At 50.1% G+C, this 17,823-nt stretch carries 9 protein-coding genes; 4 read left to right on the top strand and 5 right to left on the bottom strand.

Annotated features, from left to right (window positions below; genetic code table 11):
• Positions 1-18 precede the first annotated feature (18 nt).
• The 4 genes from C4F51_RS00450 (at position 19) to C4F51_RS00430 (ending at position 11,621) form a co-directional block, all read left to right on the top strand.
• Positions 19-1,659, top strand: a complete 1,641-nt coding sequence (locus C4F51_RS00450; protein WP_193906167.1) for a fibronectin type III domain-containing protein — start codon at positions 19-21, stop codon at positions 1,657-1,659.
• Positions 1,660-2,203: 544 nt separating this feature from the next.
• Entirely contained in the window at positions 2,204-7,258 is a 5,055-nt protein-coding gene (locus C4F51_RS18045; RefSeq protein WP_235992244.1) for a pectate lyase family protein, read from the top strand.
• Between the two features lie 349 nt (positions 7,259-7,607).
• Entirely contained in the window at positions 7,608-9,653 is a 2,046-nt protein-coding gene (locus C4F51_RS00435; RefSeq protein ID WP_193906165.1) for a pectate lyase family protein, read from the top strand.
• A gap of 141 nt (positions 9,654-9,794) precedes the next feature.
• A complete protein-coding gene (locus C4F51_RS00430; protein ID WP_193906163.1) occupies positions 9,795-11,621 on the top strand; it encodes a pectate lyase family protein in 1,827 nt (608 codons plus the stop codon).
• A gap of 379 nt (positions 11,622-12,000) precedes the next feature.
• On the opposite strand, the gene C4F51_RS00425 is transcribed toward C4F51_RS00430, so the two are convergent.
• From C4F51_RS00425 to gmhB, 5 genes are all read right to left on the bottom strand, one after another.
• A complete protein-coding gene (locus C4F51_RS00425) occupies positions 12,001-12,381 on the bottom strand; it encodes a GreA/GreB family elongation factor (protein WP_193906161.1) in 381 nt (126 codons plus the stop codon).
• 297 nt (positions 12,382-12,678) lie between these two features.
• Positions 12,679-13,572, bottom strand: a complete 894-nt coding sequence (locus C4F51_RS00420; protein ID WP_193906159.1) for an MBL fold metallo-hydrolase — start codon at positions 13,570-13,572, stop codon at positions 12,679-12,681.
• 280 nt (positions 13,573-13,852) lie between these two features.
• Positions 13,853-16,048: an alpha-glucuronidase family glycosyl hydrolase gene (locus C4F51_RS00415; protein WP_193906157.1), complete on the bottom strand. Its 2,196-nt coding sequence runs from the start codon at positions 16,046-16,048 to the stop codon at positions 13,853-13,855.
• A 231-nt stretch (positions 16,049-16,279) separates the two neighbouring features.
• On the bottom strand, positions 16,280-17,035 hold the full coding sequence (locus tag C4F51_RS00410) for a lysophospholipid acyltransferase family protein (RefSeq protein WP_193906155.1): 756 nt from the start codon (positions 17,033-17,035) through the stop codon (positions 16,280-16,282).
• 8 nt (positions 17,036-17,043) lie between these two features.
• Positions 17,044-17,613, bottom strand: a complete 570-nt coding sequence (gmhB, locus tag C4F51_RS00405) for a D-glycero-beta-D-manno-heptose 1,7-bisphosphate 7-phosphatase (protein ID WP_193906153.1) — start codon at positions 17,611-17,613, stop codon at positions 17,044-17,046.
• Between the last annotated feature and the right edge of the window lie 210 nt (positions 17,614-17,823).

The following is a 17,823-nucleotide window of genomic DNA, read 5'->3' as shown; positions in this document are numbered from 1 at the left end:
ATATGAGGATTTTTGATAATGAAAAAAATACAATCACTCAGTGTTTTATTTGTGTGCATTTCTCTGGTTGCTTGCGGTGGTGATCCCAAAAGCGCATCGGCAAAGCCTGATAGCCTCTGGCCGGAGGGGCATGAGCGTGGTTCATCCAGCAGTAGCAGCAGTGGTGGTGAAGAACCGGCGGCTATTGTTAACCAACCGATACCCTTTCATGAAAACTTTGATAATGCGGTGGATACTCCCGGATTTTTCTCAGCGGCTTACAAAGGGCTGAATACCGATTCCAGCTTGCCATTTTATTTTGCGGCCGGTGGCTTTCTTGATGACGAGGGCAATGTTTCTCCCACGTCCAATTCATGGATTACCGGTGATGACAACCGTAAATTGCAACTGGGGAATGGGCGTTTCACCATTGCTCAAACCCGACAGGAAGTAGGTACCACTACCGCTGATACCAGCGTGCCAACCTGGGGTGAACTGGATCTTACCCGGCCTTATAAAATTTCTTTCTGTGTTTCCAGTGTGGGCACGCCCAGCAACAGCAACTTTGAAATTTACGTCGATAACAATACCACCGGGGGCAACAACTCACGGTATGGTGCCGGTAATGCCTCGCGCATTTTCCAGATGGCCACACATAACCTGACACCGGGCCAGCGTGTTGAAGTGCTGGTGCCTGGCGCATCGGGCGCGCAGATCGGAGCGGAGCACTCTTTCTTGCAGTTCCGTGTTTCCAGTGGTGGCTGGGCAGTTATTGATGATCTGGTTATTGAGTATCAGGGTGAACCGCATACCTTCAACCTGCCGGCTTGTACGGCGGCGGCTTCCTTGCCTCCGGTACCATCGGTGCCCCCGGTAACACCCACGGCTCCTTCCGTTATTGCCGGTGATGAGCAGTTAACGGTGGTATGGGAAAGCGCCGGATTGGGAGCCACTTACGAGTTGTTGTATAACACCGTGAATGATGTGGCCAGCGCGCTTCCTTTTGACGGCAACCCGGTTAGTGCTACCAGCGCCACGATTACCGGTCTGGTGAATGACACCACTTACCATGTGTTCGTAAAGGCGAGAAATAGCGCAGGAAGCAGTGAATACAGTGAAGCCGGTAGCGGAACACCCAGGGTTCCTGCAGCGGGTGGCGGCGGCGATGCGGTATTGAGCGAAGACTTTGCCGCGTCAGATGCGGCGACTTTTTTCAATGCAGCCTACAAGTCGATTACCGGCGACAGCGCCTTGCCTTTATATGTAGCAGTGGCAGGCAGCGATCGAATCACGGTGAGTGACGGTGTATTGAGCATGCACAATGCCCGCTTTACCATCGGTGATAAAGGTGGCGCGACCACTGCAGCCGATCAACCCAATGGTTCACTGGATCTCTCCAAACCTTACCGTATTCGCTTTCAGATAATAGCGGCGGAAGGTACCGGTAATTTCCAGGTGTATGTGGATAACAATACTACCGGTGCCGGAAACTCGATTCATGCGGGCATCAGCTCTACTGCATCCCGTTTGCTGCAACAGAGCCCGGCCGATATAACGGCTTTCCCGTACGAGGTGGAAATTACCAGTGATGTCGGCACGGCAACATCGCTGTTGCAATTGCGGGCGGATAGCAATGTCACCCGCTTGAGCATTGATAATCTGGTTATTGAATATCAGTAATTAATTCCCCTTACCGCATAAGCGCTCCTTTTGGGGCGCTTTTATTTTTTCAGACAATGACAGCGCTATCACTGCGGGAAATGTTTCGTGTCAATTTCAGCGTTTGATACCAAAGGGAACAAAAGAAACGAAATTTAAAGCCAGGGAAAATTTTTATTGACGGAAAAGTGAACTACCACTACATTTGCCTTGTAATTGGCATGAAAATCATGTCTGCACTTAAATCATCAACCTGAATTATAAAAATAACCTACGATCTGAAGTCCAATATTTATTCACTGAAACCATCAACTCAAAAGAAAAACTGTTTTCCAATATATTAATAATAGTCATCGGATAACAACAGGGACTTGTAACAACCTCAGGAAGATTCAGAAATCGCAAAACGGTTTCATTTCGCACGGGAACGCGCTTAAAACAATAACCTGTGTCTTCATCGGCGTATAACCATAATAATTTATCGGGATTATTTCCGGGTTGGCCTCTGCATGGCTGATAACTACGGAAAACCGAGCCATTTATAAAAATAAAGGTGAGAGAAAAAATGAAAATCCAGCTAATCCCAGTGGCTTTATTAAGCCTGCTGTTGACGGCCTGTGGTGGCTCGTCTTCGTCAGGAAAAAATAACAATCAAAACAACCAATCCAGTTCGCAAAAAAGCAGTAGCGAAGCCTCTTCAACCGTATCTTCAAGCAGTCAGGCCGCCCAGTCGCAAGTACTTACCGGTGTTTTTCTCGATTCTGCTGTGGGTAATATCGGTTACCGCACTGATACCCTCGAAGGCTTTACCAGCGCTTCGGGTGAATTCCAGTATCGCGCCGGTGAGCTGGTTACTTTTTTTATCGGTGCGCTTGAGTTTCCACAGGTTCCCGGCGCTGCCATTATCACGCCGCTGGAAATTGCCAACACCACCGACATCAGAAACCCGGTGGTCATCAACATTTCCCGCTTGTTACAAAGCCTGGATAAAGACGGTGATCCCACCAACGGTTTAACCATTACCAATGAAGCCATACAAGCTGCTTTAACTCTGGATTTCACCGTAGCTCCGGAAGTGTTTGAAACTTCTCCGGAGGTTCTGCTGCTGTTGTCAGAATCTTCTGCGGCACACACCAGCCTGGTGCCAATAGAAACGGCGCTGAGTCACTTGCAGGAAACACTGACCGTTATTAACGGCCCATCCAGCAGTTCGTCTTCAACCGGTGTAGTAACTTCCTCATCGTTATCTTCTGTTGTACAGGTTTCGTCAGTTAGCAGTCAGGCTGTATCCAGTGCATCAATCTCTTCGGTAATTAATATTCCGGCGAGTTCTTCTGTTGGGCAAATTTCCTCGGCAAGTAGCGAGACCGCCACCAGCACACCGGTTTCTTCGGCTGAAAGTAGTGTTTCTTCCGGTGTTGCAGTTTCCTCTGTGAGCAGTGCTTCTTCCGCGGAATCTTCGCTTTCTTCGGTGAGTAGTGAGGCTGTTTCATCGGCAGACAGCAGCGCTTCTTCAGCAGAGTCTTCGGCTACTTCCGTTTCTTCAGTCAGCAGCGATGCCACATCAAGCACGTCAGTTTCTTCCGCATCTTCCGCGGCAACACAGGAAGAAAGTTATTTGTGGGGCTTTAACCCTGCTGCTTATCAGGCCGAAGATAATTTTTTCACCACTGCTTACAGCAGTGAAAGTAATAATGTGCTGACAGGATCTTCAAGCGAACGCCATGTTGATGGTTTGAATATTTTCCTCAGCAGTGGCTCTGCCTTGCGTTTCCGGGGTGACGATAATCGCTGGAATTTTAACGGCGCTTCGTGGGCCGAGTCAGGTGCTAACAATGTTGCAACACCTGCGGTAGGGGCAACGGCTCCTGCATTAAGAGCTTATGTGGGCGTGCCCGTTGAAATGGGTCGTGCTTTTTCAATTGATCTGGAATGGCAACAAAGTGCTACGGATGGTGTAACCAGCGGCAGTATTATGCTGATTGGTAGTGACAACAGAGTGCTTGAAGTTGTTGAGGCATTGAGTGGTACAGGGAGCATTGGCTATTCTGCCGACGCTGGCCATACCTTGTCCCAGGTGAAAATTGCCTACTCCCGTGGTGGTGTTTCCAGCGGCGGTGTACATATCAATAACCTGCTGCTTATTCACACTGGCGAAGCCGTACAACCTTCTTCCAGCTCATCCAGTTCGCAGAGTTCACAGTCGTCGATTGCCAGTAGCACCAGCAGCGATGCTACATCCTCTGCGGTTTCTTCTGATGCACAATCGTCTGGCGGATCGTTGCCCGGCAACTCTTCTGCTTCATCCGTAAGCTCCAATGCCAATTCGAGCATTCCTGCATCGCCGTTGGCATTGTCTTGTGAACAGGCAAATACAGTGCAGGGCTTTGCGTCTCTTGACAATGGCACTACCGGTGGCGCGGGTGGTACCTGGGTTGTTGCAACGACCGGTCAGGAAATCGTTACGGCACTGGCCAGCAAGAAAAACAATGCCACACCGCTGACCATTTATATCAACGGCACCATCACGCCTGATAATTCCGGCACCAACCAGTTTGATGTGAAGGATATGGATAATGTTTCCATTATCGGTGTGAACGGTAATGCGCTGTTTGATGGTATTGGTATCAACATCGTCCGAGCCAATAACATTATTGTGCGTAATGTGACTATGCGTTGGGTTCGCATTGGCCAGAAAGATCACATCAGCATTGATAACAACTCGCGCAATATCTGGATTGACCACAACGAGTTCTACAACTCGCTGGATGTGGGCAAGGATTTCTACGATGAGTTGGCCAGCGGTAAAGGTGATATTGATAAAGTAACTCTGTCGTATAACCACTTCCACGATAGCTGGAAAACCTCACTGTGGGGTTCAGGTGATGGCAACAACTTCCACCGTCGTATCAGCTATATCGGTAACTACTGGGAGCGCGTCAATTCCCGCTTGCCGCTGTTCCGTTTCGGTGAAGGGCATATCCTTAACAACTATTACGTGGCGGTTCGTGAGTCAGGTATTAACTCACGCATGGGTGCGCAGATGCGTGTTGAAGCCAACCACTTCGAAGATAGTAAGAACGTGCTGATTTCCATGGACAGCTCTACTCACGGCTTCTGGAATGCCAGTGACAACGTGCTGCAAAATATCGAATGGTCTGAAATGCCTTCCGGAAACTGCACCAGCAGCAAAGGTTGTGTCTGGGGCGGTGAGCCGAACACGGTGCAAAATGGCGGTGACTTTGGTGTGTACCCTAACGCGAAGGCGGGAGATGTTTTGATGTCAACCTATGAACCTGGCCATACAAACGGTTATGTCATTTTGCCTCCCGTTTACGATAAAGGTAATGATGAGATTAAACATTACGTGCTGGCCAATGCTGGCCCCGGTAAGTTGACCCACGAATGCTTGAGTATTCCGGCTGAAATTTCCGGTGGTGCAGGTTCTTCTTCCAGCAGTGTTTCTTCAACGTCCTCTGCCAGTTCGGTAGAAACCTCGTCGAGCAGTGACGCCGGCGAAACATCCAGTGCTTCTTCTGTTAGCAGTGACGGCGAACAATCCAGCTCTTCTAACGGTGAAGTGCAAATAGCCTTCAATGAAAACTTTGACGGTGCAACTGCGGCCAATTTCTATTCAACTTATCGTGTTAATAGCAATGGTCAGCCAATTTACAAAAAATCCGGCGGCAACCCGGTTTTTGAAAATGGCACCATCAGTTTGACCGGAGCGCGTTTTACCATTGGTGAAACGGGCAAGGATCTGGATTTGAGCAGACCTTACACCCTTTCTTTTGATGTGATCTCAGCCACCGGGGCTGGAAAACTGCAAATTTTCGTTGATAACGCTACTACCTCGGGCGATAGAATTTTCAATGAAACCAACAGTACTCTGGTAGCAGGGCAGCGCTTTGTTCTGGCAAGTTCGGTAGGTACTGCGCAATCCTTTATTCAAATTCGTACCGAAAGCAGCGCCACGCTGGTTTTCGATAATTTGCAAATTGAATATACCGGTGCCGCAGGTTCTTCCAGCAGTACATCCTCGTCTGGCAATGTCGGTACCAGTAGTTCAGCAGGAAATAACTCGTCTACCGGTAATATCAGTTCGTCCAGCAGTTCTTCTGCGATGTCTTCATCCAGCAGCTCAGCGGCGCCGCTGCCGTCTATTCCACCAGGAACCGGCGGTTTGAGCAGTGCCTGTTACCAGCTGGCTACCGATCCGTTTACTAACTGGCATGAAACCTCTTTGCAAAGCGATCAGGAAATTGTTGAGTGTTTGTCTCTGTCACTCGGCAAGCCGGTTGGTTATGGTGAGAACGCCAAAGGCGGTTATGATCCAAATGGTAATAGCAAGTTGACGGTTATCGTCAAACACCATCCGGATGGCAGAACCGTTGAAGAACAAATTCGTGATGCAGTAAGTGGCGAAGAACATAACTGGATTGTGTTCGACAAATCAGATTTTGCACAAAGCCATGAAATCGGTATGTATCGTCTGCACTGCAGCAACCCTGCGATGCAGGACTTGCTGGGCGCTACCGAAGAAACCTGCGTGAATTATTATCAATGGTGTGATGAAAAAGGCTTTGCTGATCACAAAACCTGTATGAGTGAATTTTTCAACAAGGCGTTGAATAAAAAAGCGCTGCAGGATGTGCCTGAGCTGAGAACCTTGCGCAATCTGGTGGTAGGTTCCAACAAAACACTGGATGGCCGCCTGAGTGAAGCCTATTTCCGCTTCAGTGGTTTTGCGATTGGTCGTGACAGTACTGGTACACCGACGCAAACAGCGAACAGCATCATTTTCACGCACCTGAACTTCCAGGGTGCGGGTCACACCGAAGACCATTACTGGGATCCGGATATGATTCGCTCCACCGGTGCATCGCACGATATCTGGATTCACAAAAACACCTTCGACACCACCGGTGACTCGGCGTTTGATGTGAAAGTAGGGGCCTACAATATCACCATGTCGTTTAACGAAGTGGTGGATGTGTTGCGTGCAACCCTGCACAGCTCCAGTGACAGTCATACTATCGACAAGCAAATTACCACCACCATGCACCACAATGCGTTTGTCACTCGCGATGAAGGTTATAAAACATTGGGTAATACCGGGCGCCGTGTGCCATTGATTCGCCATGGTACTTCACACATGTTCAATAATGTTTTTGTCAATTACCGCAAGGATATTCTGAGTATTCGCAAAGATGCCCGTGTGTTGTGGGAAGACAATATGATTGTGGTGAACCGCGCGCACCAGGAAAAATCCAATCTTGAGTCAGCTCTGAATGAACTGGTCGGTAACATGGTCAAGGATATCGGTGGCGGCAGTTTCCGTGGCGAAGGCGTCTATTTATGGTTCTCGGATGCAGCGTGTAACCTGGACGATACTACCAAGCGTCAAATTACGGCAGCTTCCGGCTCGGTTGATGATCTGTCGCTTGCTTATACACTCGCATCACAGCAAGTCATTGGCGCGCAACGCGTAGCAGCAGGACAGGAGTTGGTTGATTATGTGAGTGCAACTGCCGGCAAGTATGGCGAACTGCCGTTCAATTCACCCTTGGCAGGTAATCGTAGTTTTGTTTTGGAGCAGGGCAAGGCTGCTTGCCAGTAAGATAGTAATTTTTTACCCGCTGGAAAAAACCGCATTCTGAAAAGAATGCGGTTTTTTTATTGTAAAAAAATCTTACAAAAATATGACAAATTAAACCGTTGAATGCCATCGTTTACCGGGAGTGTGATACGGTTACACTTTCCATACGATTAAAAAATCTACACTGCGTAAAAATAACAATAATAAAATACAACATCCGGAAGCTGTAACTTTAGGGAAAGAAGTCTTCCGCGCGTAACCGCTGTAATACCTCGCGTTTTTATTTGCCGTTCTGAAGCAGACATTACTGCTCGTCCGGTAATGTCCGTTCGTTCTTTATCAACCGTTAAATAAAAATAAAGGTTTTATCATGAGAGAAATATTTTTCAAGCCAGCTCTGCTGGCCGGTGTCGTATTGTCTTCAATTTTTGTGCTCCCGGTTTACGCGCAAAGTAATGGCCCCAATCTGGCGTTGACCGGCCCGGGTGCCGGTGCAGACGGCTCGGGTTTTTCCAATACCAAACTGGTTCGCGATGGTGATGCAGGCACCTATACCCAGTCAAACGGCGGCAACAGCCAGCGTGTTTCCGTTAAATGGAGTAGTGCAATTTCCTTCAATCGCGTGGTACTGCGCGAGTCCGGTAACGCCATCACCAGTTGGCAATTAATTAACAACGATACCGGCGCTCTGGTGGCCAGTGGCAACGGTATTGGCAGTGCACTGACAGTGGATGTTGGTGATGTGTCGATGAAAAAACTGAATCTGGTAGCGAGTGGCAGCGCGCCATTGAGAATGGCAGAGATAGAGGTTTATCAGAGCAGTGGTAACGCCAGCAGCGCTTCCAGCAGCAGCTCGTCATCATCGTCCGTCAGCTCGGTTATCAGCAGTTCTTCCAGTTCATTATCAAGTTCCTCTTCATCATCAAGCTCCTCGACAACCAGCTCCTCTTCCAGCAGTGCCACCGGTCCCATCGGCAATATCAGCCAGGAGTGTATTAATCTGGCAACCAACCCTTACGTGAACTGGCGTGAAACTGCGTTGCAAAGTGACCAGGATATCGTCAAATGTCTTTCTGACACACTGGGGCGGCCTATTGGTTATGGCGAAAACGCGCGGGGCGGTTTCGATCCCGACGGTAATAGCCAATTAACCATTATTGTGAAAAATCACCCGCAGGGAAAAACCGTAGAAGAGCAGGTCAGGGATGCGGTAACCGGTGAAGACCATAACTGGATTGTGTTTGATAAAGTGGATTTTGCGGCGTCTCACGAAGTGGGTTTATACCGTTTGCATTGCAGTAACCCGGCGCTACAAACTCTGCTGGGCGCAACCGAAGCCCAGTGTGTGAATTACCGTCAATGGTGTGCGCCAAAAGGTTTTAATGATCACGCTGTTTGTATGAATGAATTTTTCAACAAAGCGCTCAACAGCAAAGCATTGCAGGATGTGGCTGAGTTGAGAAGTGTGCGCAATCTGGTGGTCGGTTCCAATAAAACGCTGGATGGTCGCATGAGCGAAGCCTATTTCCGTTTCAGCGGTTTCGCTATTGGTCGTGACAGCACGGGTTCACCCACGCAAACCGCCAACAATATTATATTTACCCACCTGAATTTCCAGGGCGCGGGCCATACCGAAGACCATTACTGGGACCCGGATATGATTCGCTCCACGGGTGCATCGCACGATATCTGGATTCATAAGAACACTTTTTATTTGACCGGTGACTCTGCATTTGATGTGAAAGTGGGCGCTTACGACATCACTATGTCTTTCAATAAAATTATTGATGTAAAACGCGCAGCGCTGCACAGCTCCAGTGATAGCCACGTTATTGATGCGCAAATTGCCACCACCATGCATCACAACGCGTTTGTTACCCGCGATGAAAACTACAGCGAGTTTGGCAATACCGCACGACGCGTGCCGTTGATCCGTCGTGGCACCTCGCATATGTTCAATAATCTTTTCGTCAACTACCGCAAGGATATTGTCAGTGTGCGGCGCGATGCGCAGTTGCTGTGGGAAGACAATGCGTTGGTGGTGAACCGTATTCACCAGGAAAAAGCGTCCCTCGAAGCGTCGCTGAGCGAGCTGCAAAAAAATCTGGTAAGAGATGTTAGCGGTGGCAATTACCGCGGTGAGGGCATTTACCTCTGGTTCTCTGACGCCGCGTGCAATCTTCAGTCGGAAACACAAACGCACCTCACTGCATCATCCGGTTCTGTGGGCAACCTTACCGCGGGTTACTCCGCTTACTCACAAAACGTCATTGGCGATATCCGTTTGCCTGCCGGTCAGGATCTGGTGGATTACGTTTCTGCCACTGCCGGTAAATATGGCGAAATTCCATTCAGTTCGCCGCTGGCGGCAGATATCTATTCGGTACTGGGCTTGCCGCAGAGCGGCTGTCAGTAAAACTGCCTTTTCAACAAGGACGTTGAACGCCAATTCACGCCGCCGACACCTTAAAAGGAGGTGATTATTTCAGACAAGATTCCTATCAACCTTATCGCCTGATATTCAATTAAAGATTATATAAAAATAAAGGACAATATTATGAGAGTCTCTCAATTAAAAAACAGCCTGTTTACAGGCATTGCCGTTGTATCGTTACAGTTATTTTGTGTGTCTGCCTTGCACGCGCAAAGTTTGGGCGCCAACCTGGCATTGACCGGCCCGGGTGCCGGTGCTGACGGTTCCGGTTTCAGTAACACCAAGCTGGTGAGAGATGGTGATACCGGAACCTACACCCAGGCCAGTGGTACCAGTAATCAACGTGTGTCGGTGAAGTGGAGCAGCGCGGTCAATTTCAATACCGTGGTGTTGCGCGAATCCGGTAATAACGTGAGCAGTTGGCAATTGGTAGATAACGATACCGGTGCACAATTGGCCAGTGGCACCACCATCGGTTCGGCGCGCACGGTGAATGTGGGTAACGCCAGCACCAAAAAAATCAACCTGATTGTTAATGGCAGCTCGCCGTTGCGCATTGCGGAAATTGAAGTCTATAGCGGTGGCTCCAATGTCTCTTCGTCATCGTCCAGCAGCTCAACCGCAGGCTCCAGTTCCAGCGCGGCCGCAGGTAATGCCAGTGTTAACCTGAGCGGTAGTGCCGCGGGTGGCAGCGCCAATTTGAGCTGGTCGGTGTCCGGTAATATCAATGCGATCGAGGTCTATCAGGATACCGATTCCAACCCGGCGGGCCGGGTGAGAATTGCCAGCCTGGGTGCCGGTGAGCGCAACTACACCGCGACCGGTTTGAATAGTGGTACGCCTTACTGGTTCTGGGTGAAATACCGCAATTCCAGCAACAATACCTGGTCAGATTCCAACGCGATCAGTGTAACGCCGACCGGGAGTGGCGGTGGCAACTCCAGCAGTTCGTCCAGCACCGGTGGTGGCGGAACGCCCGGCAATTTGTTGTCCTGTCAGCAAGCGAATACGGTGCAGGGTTTTGCTTCACTGGGCGGCGGTACTACCGGTGGCGCGGGCGGTAATAGCATTACCGTTTCCAACGGTACACAGCTGGTAGCGGCTCTGGCAACCAAGAAAAACAATACTTCACCCCTACGCATCTATGTGAATGGAACCATCACCGAAGGCAATAGCGGCGGTGCCAAGCAGTTCGATATCAAGGATATGGAAAACGTTTCCATTCTCGGTGTCGGCAACAACGGTGTGTTCGATGGTATTGGTTTGAATATTGTGCGGGCCAATAACGTGATTGTGCGTAACGTTAAAATTCGTTACAACCGCATTGGTCAGAAAGACGGTATCAGTATTGACGGTACGTCACGCAATGTCTGGATTGATCACAATGAAATCCATAATAGTCTTGATGTGCACAAAGACTATTACGATGAGTTGGTGAGCGGTAAAGGTAATATTGATAACATCACCATCTCTTACAATTACCTGCACTCAAGCTGGAAAACGTCCTTGTGGGGTTCCAGTGACAGCAATAACTTTGACCGTCGCGTAACTTTCCACCACAATTACTTTGAAAATGTAAATTCCCGTTTGCCGTTGTTCCGTTTCGGCCAGGCACATGTTTATAACAACTATTATAAAAATGTGCTGGATACCGGTATTAATTCACGCATGGGTGCCCGTATTCGCATTGACAATAATTACTTTGAAAATGTGAAAAACCCGATTGTGTCTTTCTACAGCAGCCAAATCGGTTATTGGCATACCGCAGGTAATGTGTTCCAGAGCGTTACCTGGCAGGAATACCCGAGTGATGGCATTATTGCCGGCCCTAACGTTGGCTCAACAGTCAATTACAACCCGCCTTACAACTACTCGTTGATGTCTGCCAATGATGCGCGTGCGCATGTATTGGTAAATGCGGGTGTTGGCAAGGTGAGTAATTGCTTGTAAGTATTTATTGTAAAGCCATAAAAAAACCGCCGGCATTTGCCGGCGGTTTTTTTATGGGTCAGGACTTCGCCATCGCCTTTTGTTTATCCCGCTTCAGGCTGCGTTTTTCCTTGAGGGATTTTTCTGCCTTTTTCTTTTCTTTATCCTTGCTCATAGTCAAGACTCCAGATAAATAATCCGTGCCTTATCAGCGCCGCTACTTTTCAGGCTAATCGGTATTGAGATGGGTATAAACGGTTTGTCGAAAATCGGATTCGACGCGGCACATTATCGGCTTCAAAATAAGCATTCCTCTACAGGTGGTTTACACAGGTACAGACGGTTAAATCGGTATTTCATGAGCTTTTACAGAATAGCGCTAATAACCGGCGCTATTCGGTCAGGCAACTTTTCTCACTTCAAAGTGGAATGTTTTTCCTATCAGAAAAACCTCGGCCCATTGGCCTTTGCGCAAACCGAGAATGGCGGCACCGAGCGGTGACATAACGGAAATTCGCCCCTGTTCCGGATTGCTGTCTTCGGAGTTGACCAATTCCATTAAATACTCACCCCGTAAATCGGCATCGTAAACGGTAACCTGACTGCCAATACGCGCGCGATGGCGGTTGGCAAGGTTATCGTCTTGCAATTGATCCAATTTGCCGATGATATTCATCATGCTTACAGGGCTGTAAGAAAACCCCGAGGTATTTTGTAAAAAATAACGGGTTGCCGGGTTGGTTGATGCTGCGTTGCGTGCAGACAGTGATTGACGAGTCATAAAAGACCTCCCATCGGTGTCGGTATGTAATGTCGCAAATAATGCAGGCCGACACACGGCTGCTTGACGGTGGAGCTGTTATTGCGACACGCGGACAGTTTCTGTCAGAGGGTGCCGGGCACAGTAAACTGCGCCCGGCTTAAGCTGGAAAGGCGTTATGAAAACTCATAGGAAATAAATAATATTTCTTCATGACCAAACAATAGCCTTCAAAAAAATGGAATTCACTCTCAGTGCCTAAGACCATATCGCTACTGGCACAAAAATGCAAATAAACCGGTCACAAGCTGCGCTTAATCATTGTCCTGGCCAGTTTTCTTCACCTTTAATGACTTTTGCGCTGAAATTCAGCGTCGGTTTTCCGGCCAGATCCGGATAGTGTTTTTCCATGGCCTGAATCAGGGCGTCGGCATTTTCGGTTTTCTGATCTTCTGCATTCAGCGTAACCAGATAATCGCGCATAAATTGAATCACCGCTGGTGAGTCGGGTTGTGAGCCATCTGTGTTAACAACAAAGTGACCGGGAATAACACGCTCCGGTTGCAGTTTTTCCATTTCATCCAGTAATCGTAACCAGGTATGACGCGACTCGGCGGTTGCCGAGTCGGCAATCCATGGATGGGTGTTGGCGGTTAACGGAATTCCGCCCAAAATAGTTTTTAATGAAGGAATCCATAAAAATGTGCGGTTAGGATCCGGCTCATTGACGCCAATAATGTCGATGCGCTGTTCTTCCAGAAAAAGCTCCTGACCGGTGATTGGCTCCGGCAGGATGATGGTTTTCGGTGCATTCTCATTCAATACACCTTTCCAGTGTTCCTGTTTGGCTTTGTAGGTGCTGGCGATAGAGGCGATGGTGGCAGATGTCGCCAGCAATTTTGCATCAGGAAAAGCTTTCAAAATATGGTCTGCCCCGAAGTAGTAATCGGGGTCGCTGTGGCTGATGTAAATGGCAGAAAGTTTTTTTCCGGAGTCGCGAATTTTTTTTACCAACGCCTCGGCGTAGCGTTTTTCAAATTGCGCATCCACCAGCAGAATTTCTTTCTCGCCCTTTACCAGCACTGAAGTGACCGGAAAAATTGCTTCGTTGCCGGGGTTATACACTTCGAGAGTGAGCGGCTTTGCCAGCGCAGGAATGCTCAGACAGAGTGCCGTGAAAAACATCATCAAGCGGTTGTAAAATTTTCCCATGGTCGTATCTCCAAAAATCAGGCTATGGTTTTTAGTATAGAAGCTGATCGGGTGAGTGCTGCGCCAGGTGGAGATGGCTGCCATGTTTGGCAGAAAATGTTGCATTAGCGCACAGAGAAAAATGAAGCACTAATAAACAGGTTGCTGTTGGATAACAGCTTTAGATAATCGGGATGAGGGGGAAGGGCGGAAAATCTATAGCCTGACGCCAAACTTACAGAGTGTCGATCTGACGTTTTTCAGGAGTATGAAGCGGGACCGAAGTCCCGCTAATAAAAAGTTATTTTAATGCCCTGCTGGAGCTGGCCGGATGCCAGGGCTCCGGAACATAAAAAGTACGTTCCAGACTACGATAGTGATCGAGTGAATGCGCCGGTTTTTCATAATTGGCCGGAATTGCTTTGCCAGACCAGGTTTGGAAATACAGCACACAGGAATCCCGCCAGATAACCGCATCGCGCTCCTGAATCACCAGCAGGGCTTTTACCTGCTCAAAGCGGGTTTGATCAATCAGACCTTCCAGTTTGTCCCACTCTTTCTGCATGTGGCGCACCTGATCCACACCGCTGTAATACAGGTGCACCAGCTCGTCCCAGAGGGTACGACCTGACTGCATGCGGTGATCCCAGCTGACGTGGTGGAACCACAGCATCAATTCTTCCGGCACGGTATCCAGGTTGCCATAAAGTTTGGCGAGCGGTTCGGGGTATTGAGCCACGGCGTTGGAGCCACTGGCGGTACGGTCAAAGCCGATGCCATCTTTGGCGGCGCGGTGATAATAGGCGGCGGTCCAGTCGGCGCGCTCGGCTTTTTCATACCAGGGCGCCGGGCCGTAGTGATGGCCCTGGGCGAACAGGTGCGTTAAACCCAGTGGCGAGCGGTAGTTCACCCCGGCTTCGCGGGATTGCATCATGATCGCCAGTACCGGATCAATAAAGGCCGGGTTGTTGTTGAAGGTCATGCGAATCCATTCTTCGGCAATGGCTTCGGCACTGAGGCTGTGATCCCAGGCGAGGCGGCCAAAGGCGTACCAGCTGGATTGCACAAACGGATGGCCGGTCCAGTTGCGGTCGGTGCCCGGGTTAATCACCCCGGCCATCCCGGTGCGGGTGTATTCAAAAACCTTGCCTTCCAGCAATTTGCCGATGGTAGAGCCTTCGCCTTTGGCAAAGGTGTCGGTGTTCAGGCTTTCGGTGAACAACGGGCCCTGGTAGGCGAGATGCTTGTCAAAACCGAAGTATTCCTGGGTGATCTGGAATTCCATCATGGTGTTGGTTTTTGGTAGCGCGCCAAACAGTGGTGAGAAAGGCTCGCGCGGCTGGAAATCAATCGGGCCGTTTTTCACTTGCAGAATCACGTTCTCGCGGAACTTGCCATCCAGCGGCAAGAACTCATCCCAGGCACCGCGAAAGCGGTCGGCGATGGCCGGGTCGTAGACAAACGCCCGCCAGAAAACCACCCCGCCAAAAGGCGCCAGGGCGTCAGCCAGCATATTGGCGCCATCGGCGTGGTCGCGGCCATAACCCTGCGGGCCTGGCTGGCCTTCAGAGTCGGCTTTTACCAGGTAACCGCCAAAGTCGGGAATGTAGGAGTAGACCTTTTCGGTGCGGGCTTTCCACCAGGCTTGCACGCGCGGGTCGAGTGGGTCAGCGGTGTCCAGATCGCCAAAGGCACGTGGCGAGTCGTAGTTGATCGACAGGTACATGCGAATGCCATAAGGGCGGAAGATGTCCGCCAGCGCGGCGATTTTTTCCAGGAACTGGTCACTGAGAATACGTGGATCGGCGTTAACGTTGTTGATAACGGTACCGTTAATACCCAGCGATGCATTGATGCGGGCGTAGTCGGTGTAACGCGGGCTTTTATGCTGCGGCAGGTTGCCCCACTCCCACAACGACAAGCCGGCGTAACCGCGCTCTACCAGACGGTTGAGGTTATCCCAGTGATTTACCACCCGGTGATGCACGCGTGGTGCGCTTTCAATCGCCAGATCTTTCAATGATGTATGGGTTTGCAGCAGGCGCAGGAAATGGAAACTGCCGTAAAGCGCACCCACATCGGTATTGGCGGCGATCACCAGCGCATCGCGTTTGTTGATGCGAGTGTGGCGAATAATAAAACCTTCCGGCCCTACGGCTTGCAAGGCGTCACCCAGATCCAGCCCGGCAATCAGCGGTGAGCTGGCGGGCGTGCCGACCACCACAGAGCCCTGGCGGGCCAGACCGGTTTGTACCGGCACGGTTAGGCCGAGTAAGCCGCTCAAGCCGCTTTGCAATTCCTGACGGGCTGCCGCCAGAGTGGGCGATTCACCTTCTACTACCAGTTGTTTGATCTGGCCACGATATTCTTTTAATCGGTTGTTATCAGCAACGGTGTGGTAACGCAGCCACATTTCGTAGCCATCTTCCGCCAGGGTTACCGGAGAAAGCAATGCGCTAAACAATAGCGCAACAGCGATAAGGGATGATTTGAGCATGTGTGTCGCCTGCTGTTATGAATTATTGCGCAGGAAAATTCCCGTCAATGAGTTAGGAAAAACAGGCGTTACAATGCAAAAAAACGCTTTTAAAGTCAATTTAACCAGAAGGACTGAAAAAGTAAGCGATGCGAACATCGCTTATCCTGGTGGCATCTTTCAGTAAAAGGCGGGGATTGTCATAAAAGCGGGAAAAATAAAAATTTGTAAACTGGTATACCAGTCGACAAGTTACTGACTTTTTTCATCCAGCCAGGGGCGTAAACCATCGGCGCGTGCGGGTGGAAACGTGGCCACTTGTTCTTCGATCCAGTTTTTTACGCTCTCGGTCAGTTCCTTGCGATCGCGCCCTTCGGTGCTGATAGGCGCGCCGATAACCACAGTAATGGTGCCAGGATATTTGATCAGGCTTTTGTTTGGCCAGCATTCGGCACCGTTGTGGGCAATGGGTATAACCGGCACACCGGCACTGCAGGCGATATCGGCACCGCTGCGGGCATAGTTGCCTTTCTCGCCGAGCGGCACGCGGGTGCCTTCGGGAAATACCAGCAAGTTATTTCCCTGTTTCAGGCGCAGCAGCCCTTTGCTTTTAACATCTTTAAGCGCTTGAATCGGGTTGTTGCGGTCAATCGCAATCGGCCGCAGCGAGGCGAGCCCCCAACCGAAAAAAGGAATGCGCAGCAATTCCTTTTTCAAAATGGTACTCACCGGGCCGAAATAATATTGCAGAAACATGGTTTCCCAGGTGCTTTGGTGATTGGCCATGACCACGCAAGGGTAGGCGCTCCTGTCGACTTCACCCACAATGTTCAGTTTTACGCCGCAGCAAATGCGCAGCCATGCGAGGGTGAAGCGATTCCACAGGGTGACAATTTTCCAGCGCAGGGAGTAGGGCAGCAGCGGCCAGATGATGACCGCGACCAGACCGGCGAGCACACCGGTGAGGTTGTGGCCAATAACGAAAATCAGGGAGCGTAGGTAGAGCACGTTAGGGTTTAATCCTGTTGGCTGAGCAAATCATCCGCAACCGCGGCGAGATTTTCAAATACCGGCAGTCTGGTCAGCAGCGCTGCCAGTTCCGGGTCGGTGGTTTGTTGCAGGTCTGCCAGGGTGGCGCTGCCTTTGCCGCTTTTCACCAGTATTGGCAGACAGGCTTTGCTTTCACCTGCCTGGATGTCACGCAGGGTATCACCGATAAATCTGACGCCTTCTACCGAGGTGTTGAATTCGGCTTCGATGGCATCCAGCAAGCCGGTTTTGGGTTTGCGGCATTTGCAGTTGTCTTCCGGGGCGTGCGGGCAGTAGAAGATGGCGCTGATTTCACCGCCCTGTTCTTCTACCAGCCGGGTGAGTTTGTGGTGGATGGCTTCGAGGTCGTCGAGATCAAATTTGCCACGGGCAAGGCCCGATTGGTTGGTGGCAACGACCACGGTGTAACCGGCCTGGTGCAGGCGCGCAATCGCTTCAATGCTGCCTTCAACGGGCACACATTCATCAGCCGATTTTACGTAATCATTGCGGTCGTGATTAATAACACCATCGCGGTCGAGGATGATCAGTTTCATGGTGTGTTATCCAGGGTTTTGATGTTCCGGGTTGGAGGTGCTTGCTGGTAAAAATCCTGTTCCCAAGTGCCATTCTGTTCGTTTGTCATTGGAACGTTTGTTCCAAAAGCGCATGAATACATCCTTGTAGCTCCGGCGAGTCATCCCTGACTCGACGGTTTTGGAACAAACGTTCCAACGCCAAACTTGCATTGTGCCTGCATGGAATTT

Source organism: Cellvibrio polysaccharolyticus (assembly GCF_015182315.1).
Classification (GTDB): Bacteria; Pseudomonadota; Gammaproteobacteria; order Pseudomonadales; family Cellvibrionaceae; genus Cellvibrio; species Cellvibrio polysaccharolyticus.
This window is presented reverse-complemented; position numbering and strand designations above follow the sequence as displayed.

Coding starts and splice junctions, on each gene's coding strand:
- C4F51_RS00450 (WP_193906167.1), top strand. CDS start 19: ATGAAAAAAATACAATCACTCAGTGTTTTATTTGTGTGCATTTCTCTG.
- C4F51_RS18045 (WP_235992244.1), top strand. CDS start 2,204: ATGAAAATCCAGCTAATCCCAGTGGCTTTATTAAGCCTGCTGTTGACG.
- C4F51_RS00435 (WP_193906165.1), top strand. CDS start 7,608: ATGAGAGAAATATTTTTCAAGCCAGCTCTGCTGGCCGGTGTCGTATTG.
- C4F51_RS00430 (WP_193906163.1), top strand. CDS start 9,795: ATGAGAGTCTCTCAATTAAAAAACAGCCTGTTTACAGGCATTGCCGTT.
- C4F51_RS00425 (WP_193906161.1), bottom strand. CDS start 12,381: ATGACTCGTCAATCACTGTCTGCACGCAACGCAGCATCAACCAACCCG.
- C4F51_RS00420 (WP_193906159.1), bottom strand. CDS start 13,572: ATGGGAAAATTTTACAACCGCTTGATGATGTTTTTCACGGCACTCTGT.
- C4F51_RS00415 (WP_193906157.1), bottom strand. CDS start 16,048: ATGCTCAAATCATCCCTTATCGCTGTTGCGCTATTGTTTAGCGCATTG.
- gmhB (WP_193906153.1), bottom strand. CDS start 17,613: ATGAAACTGATCATCCTCGACCGCGATGGTGTTATTAATCACGACCGC.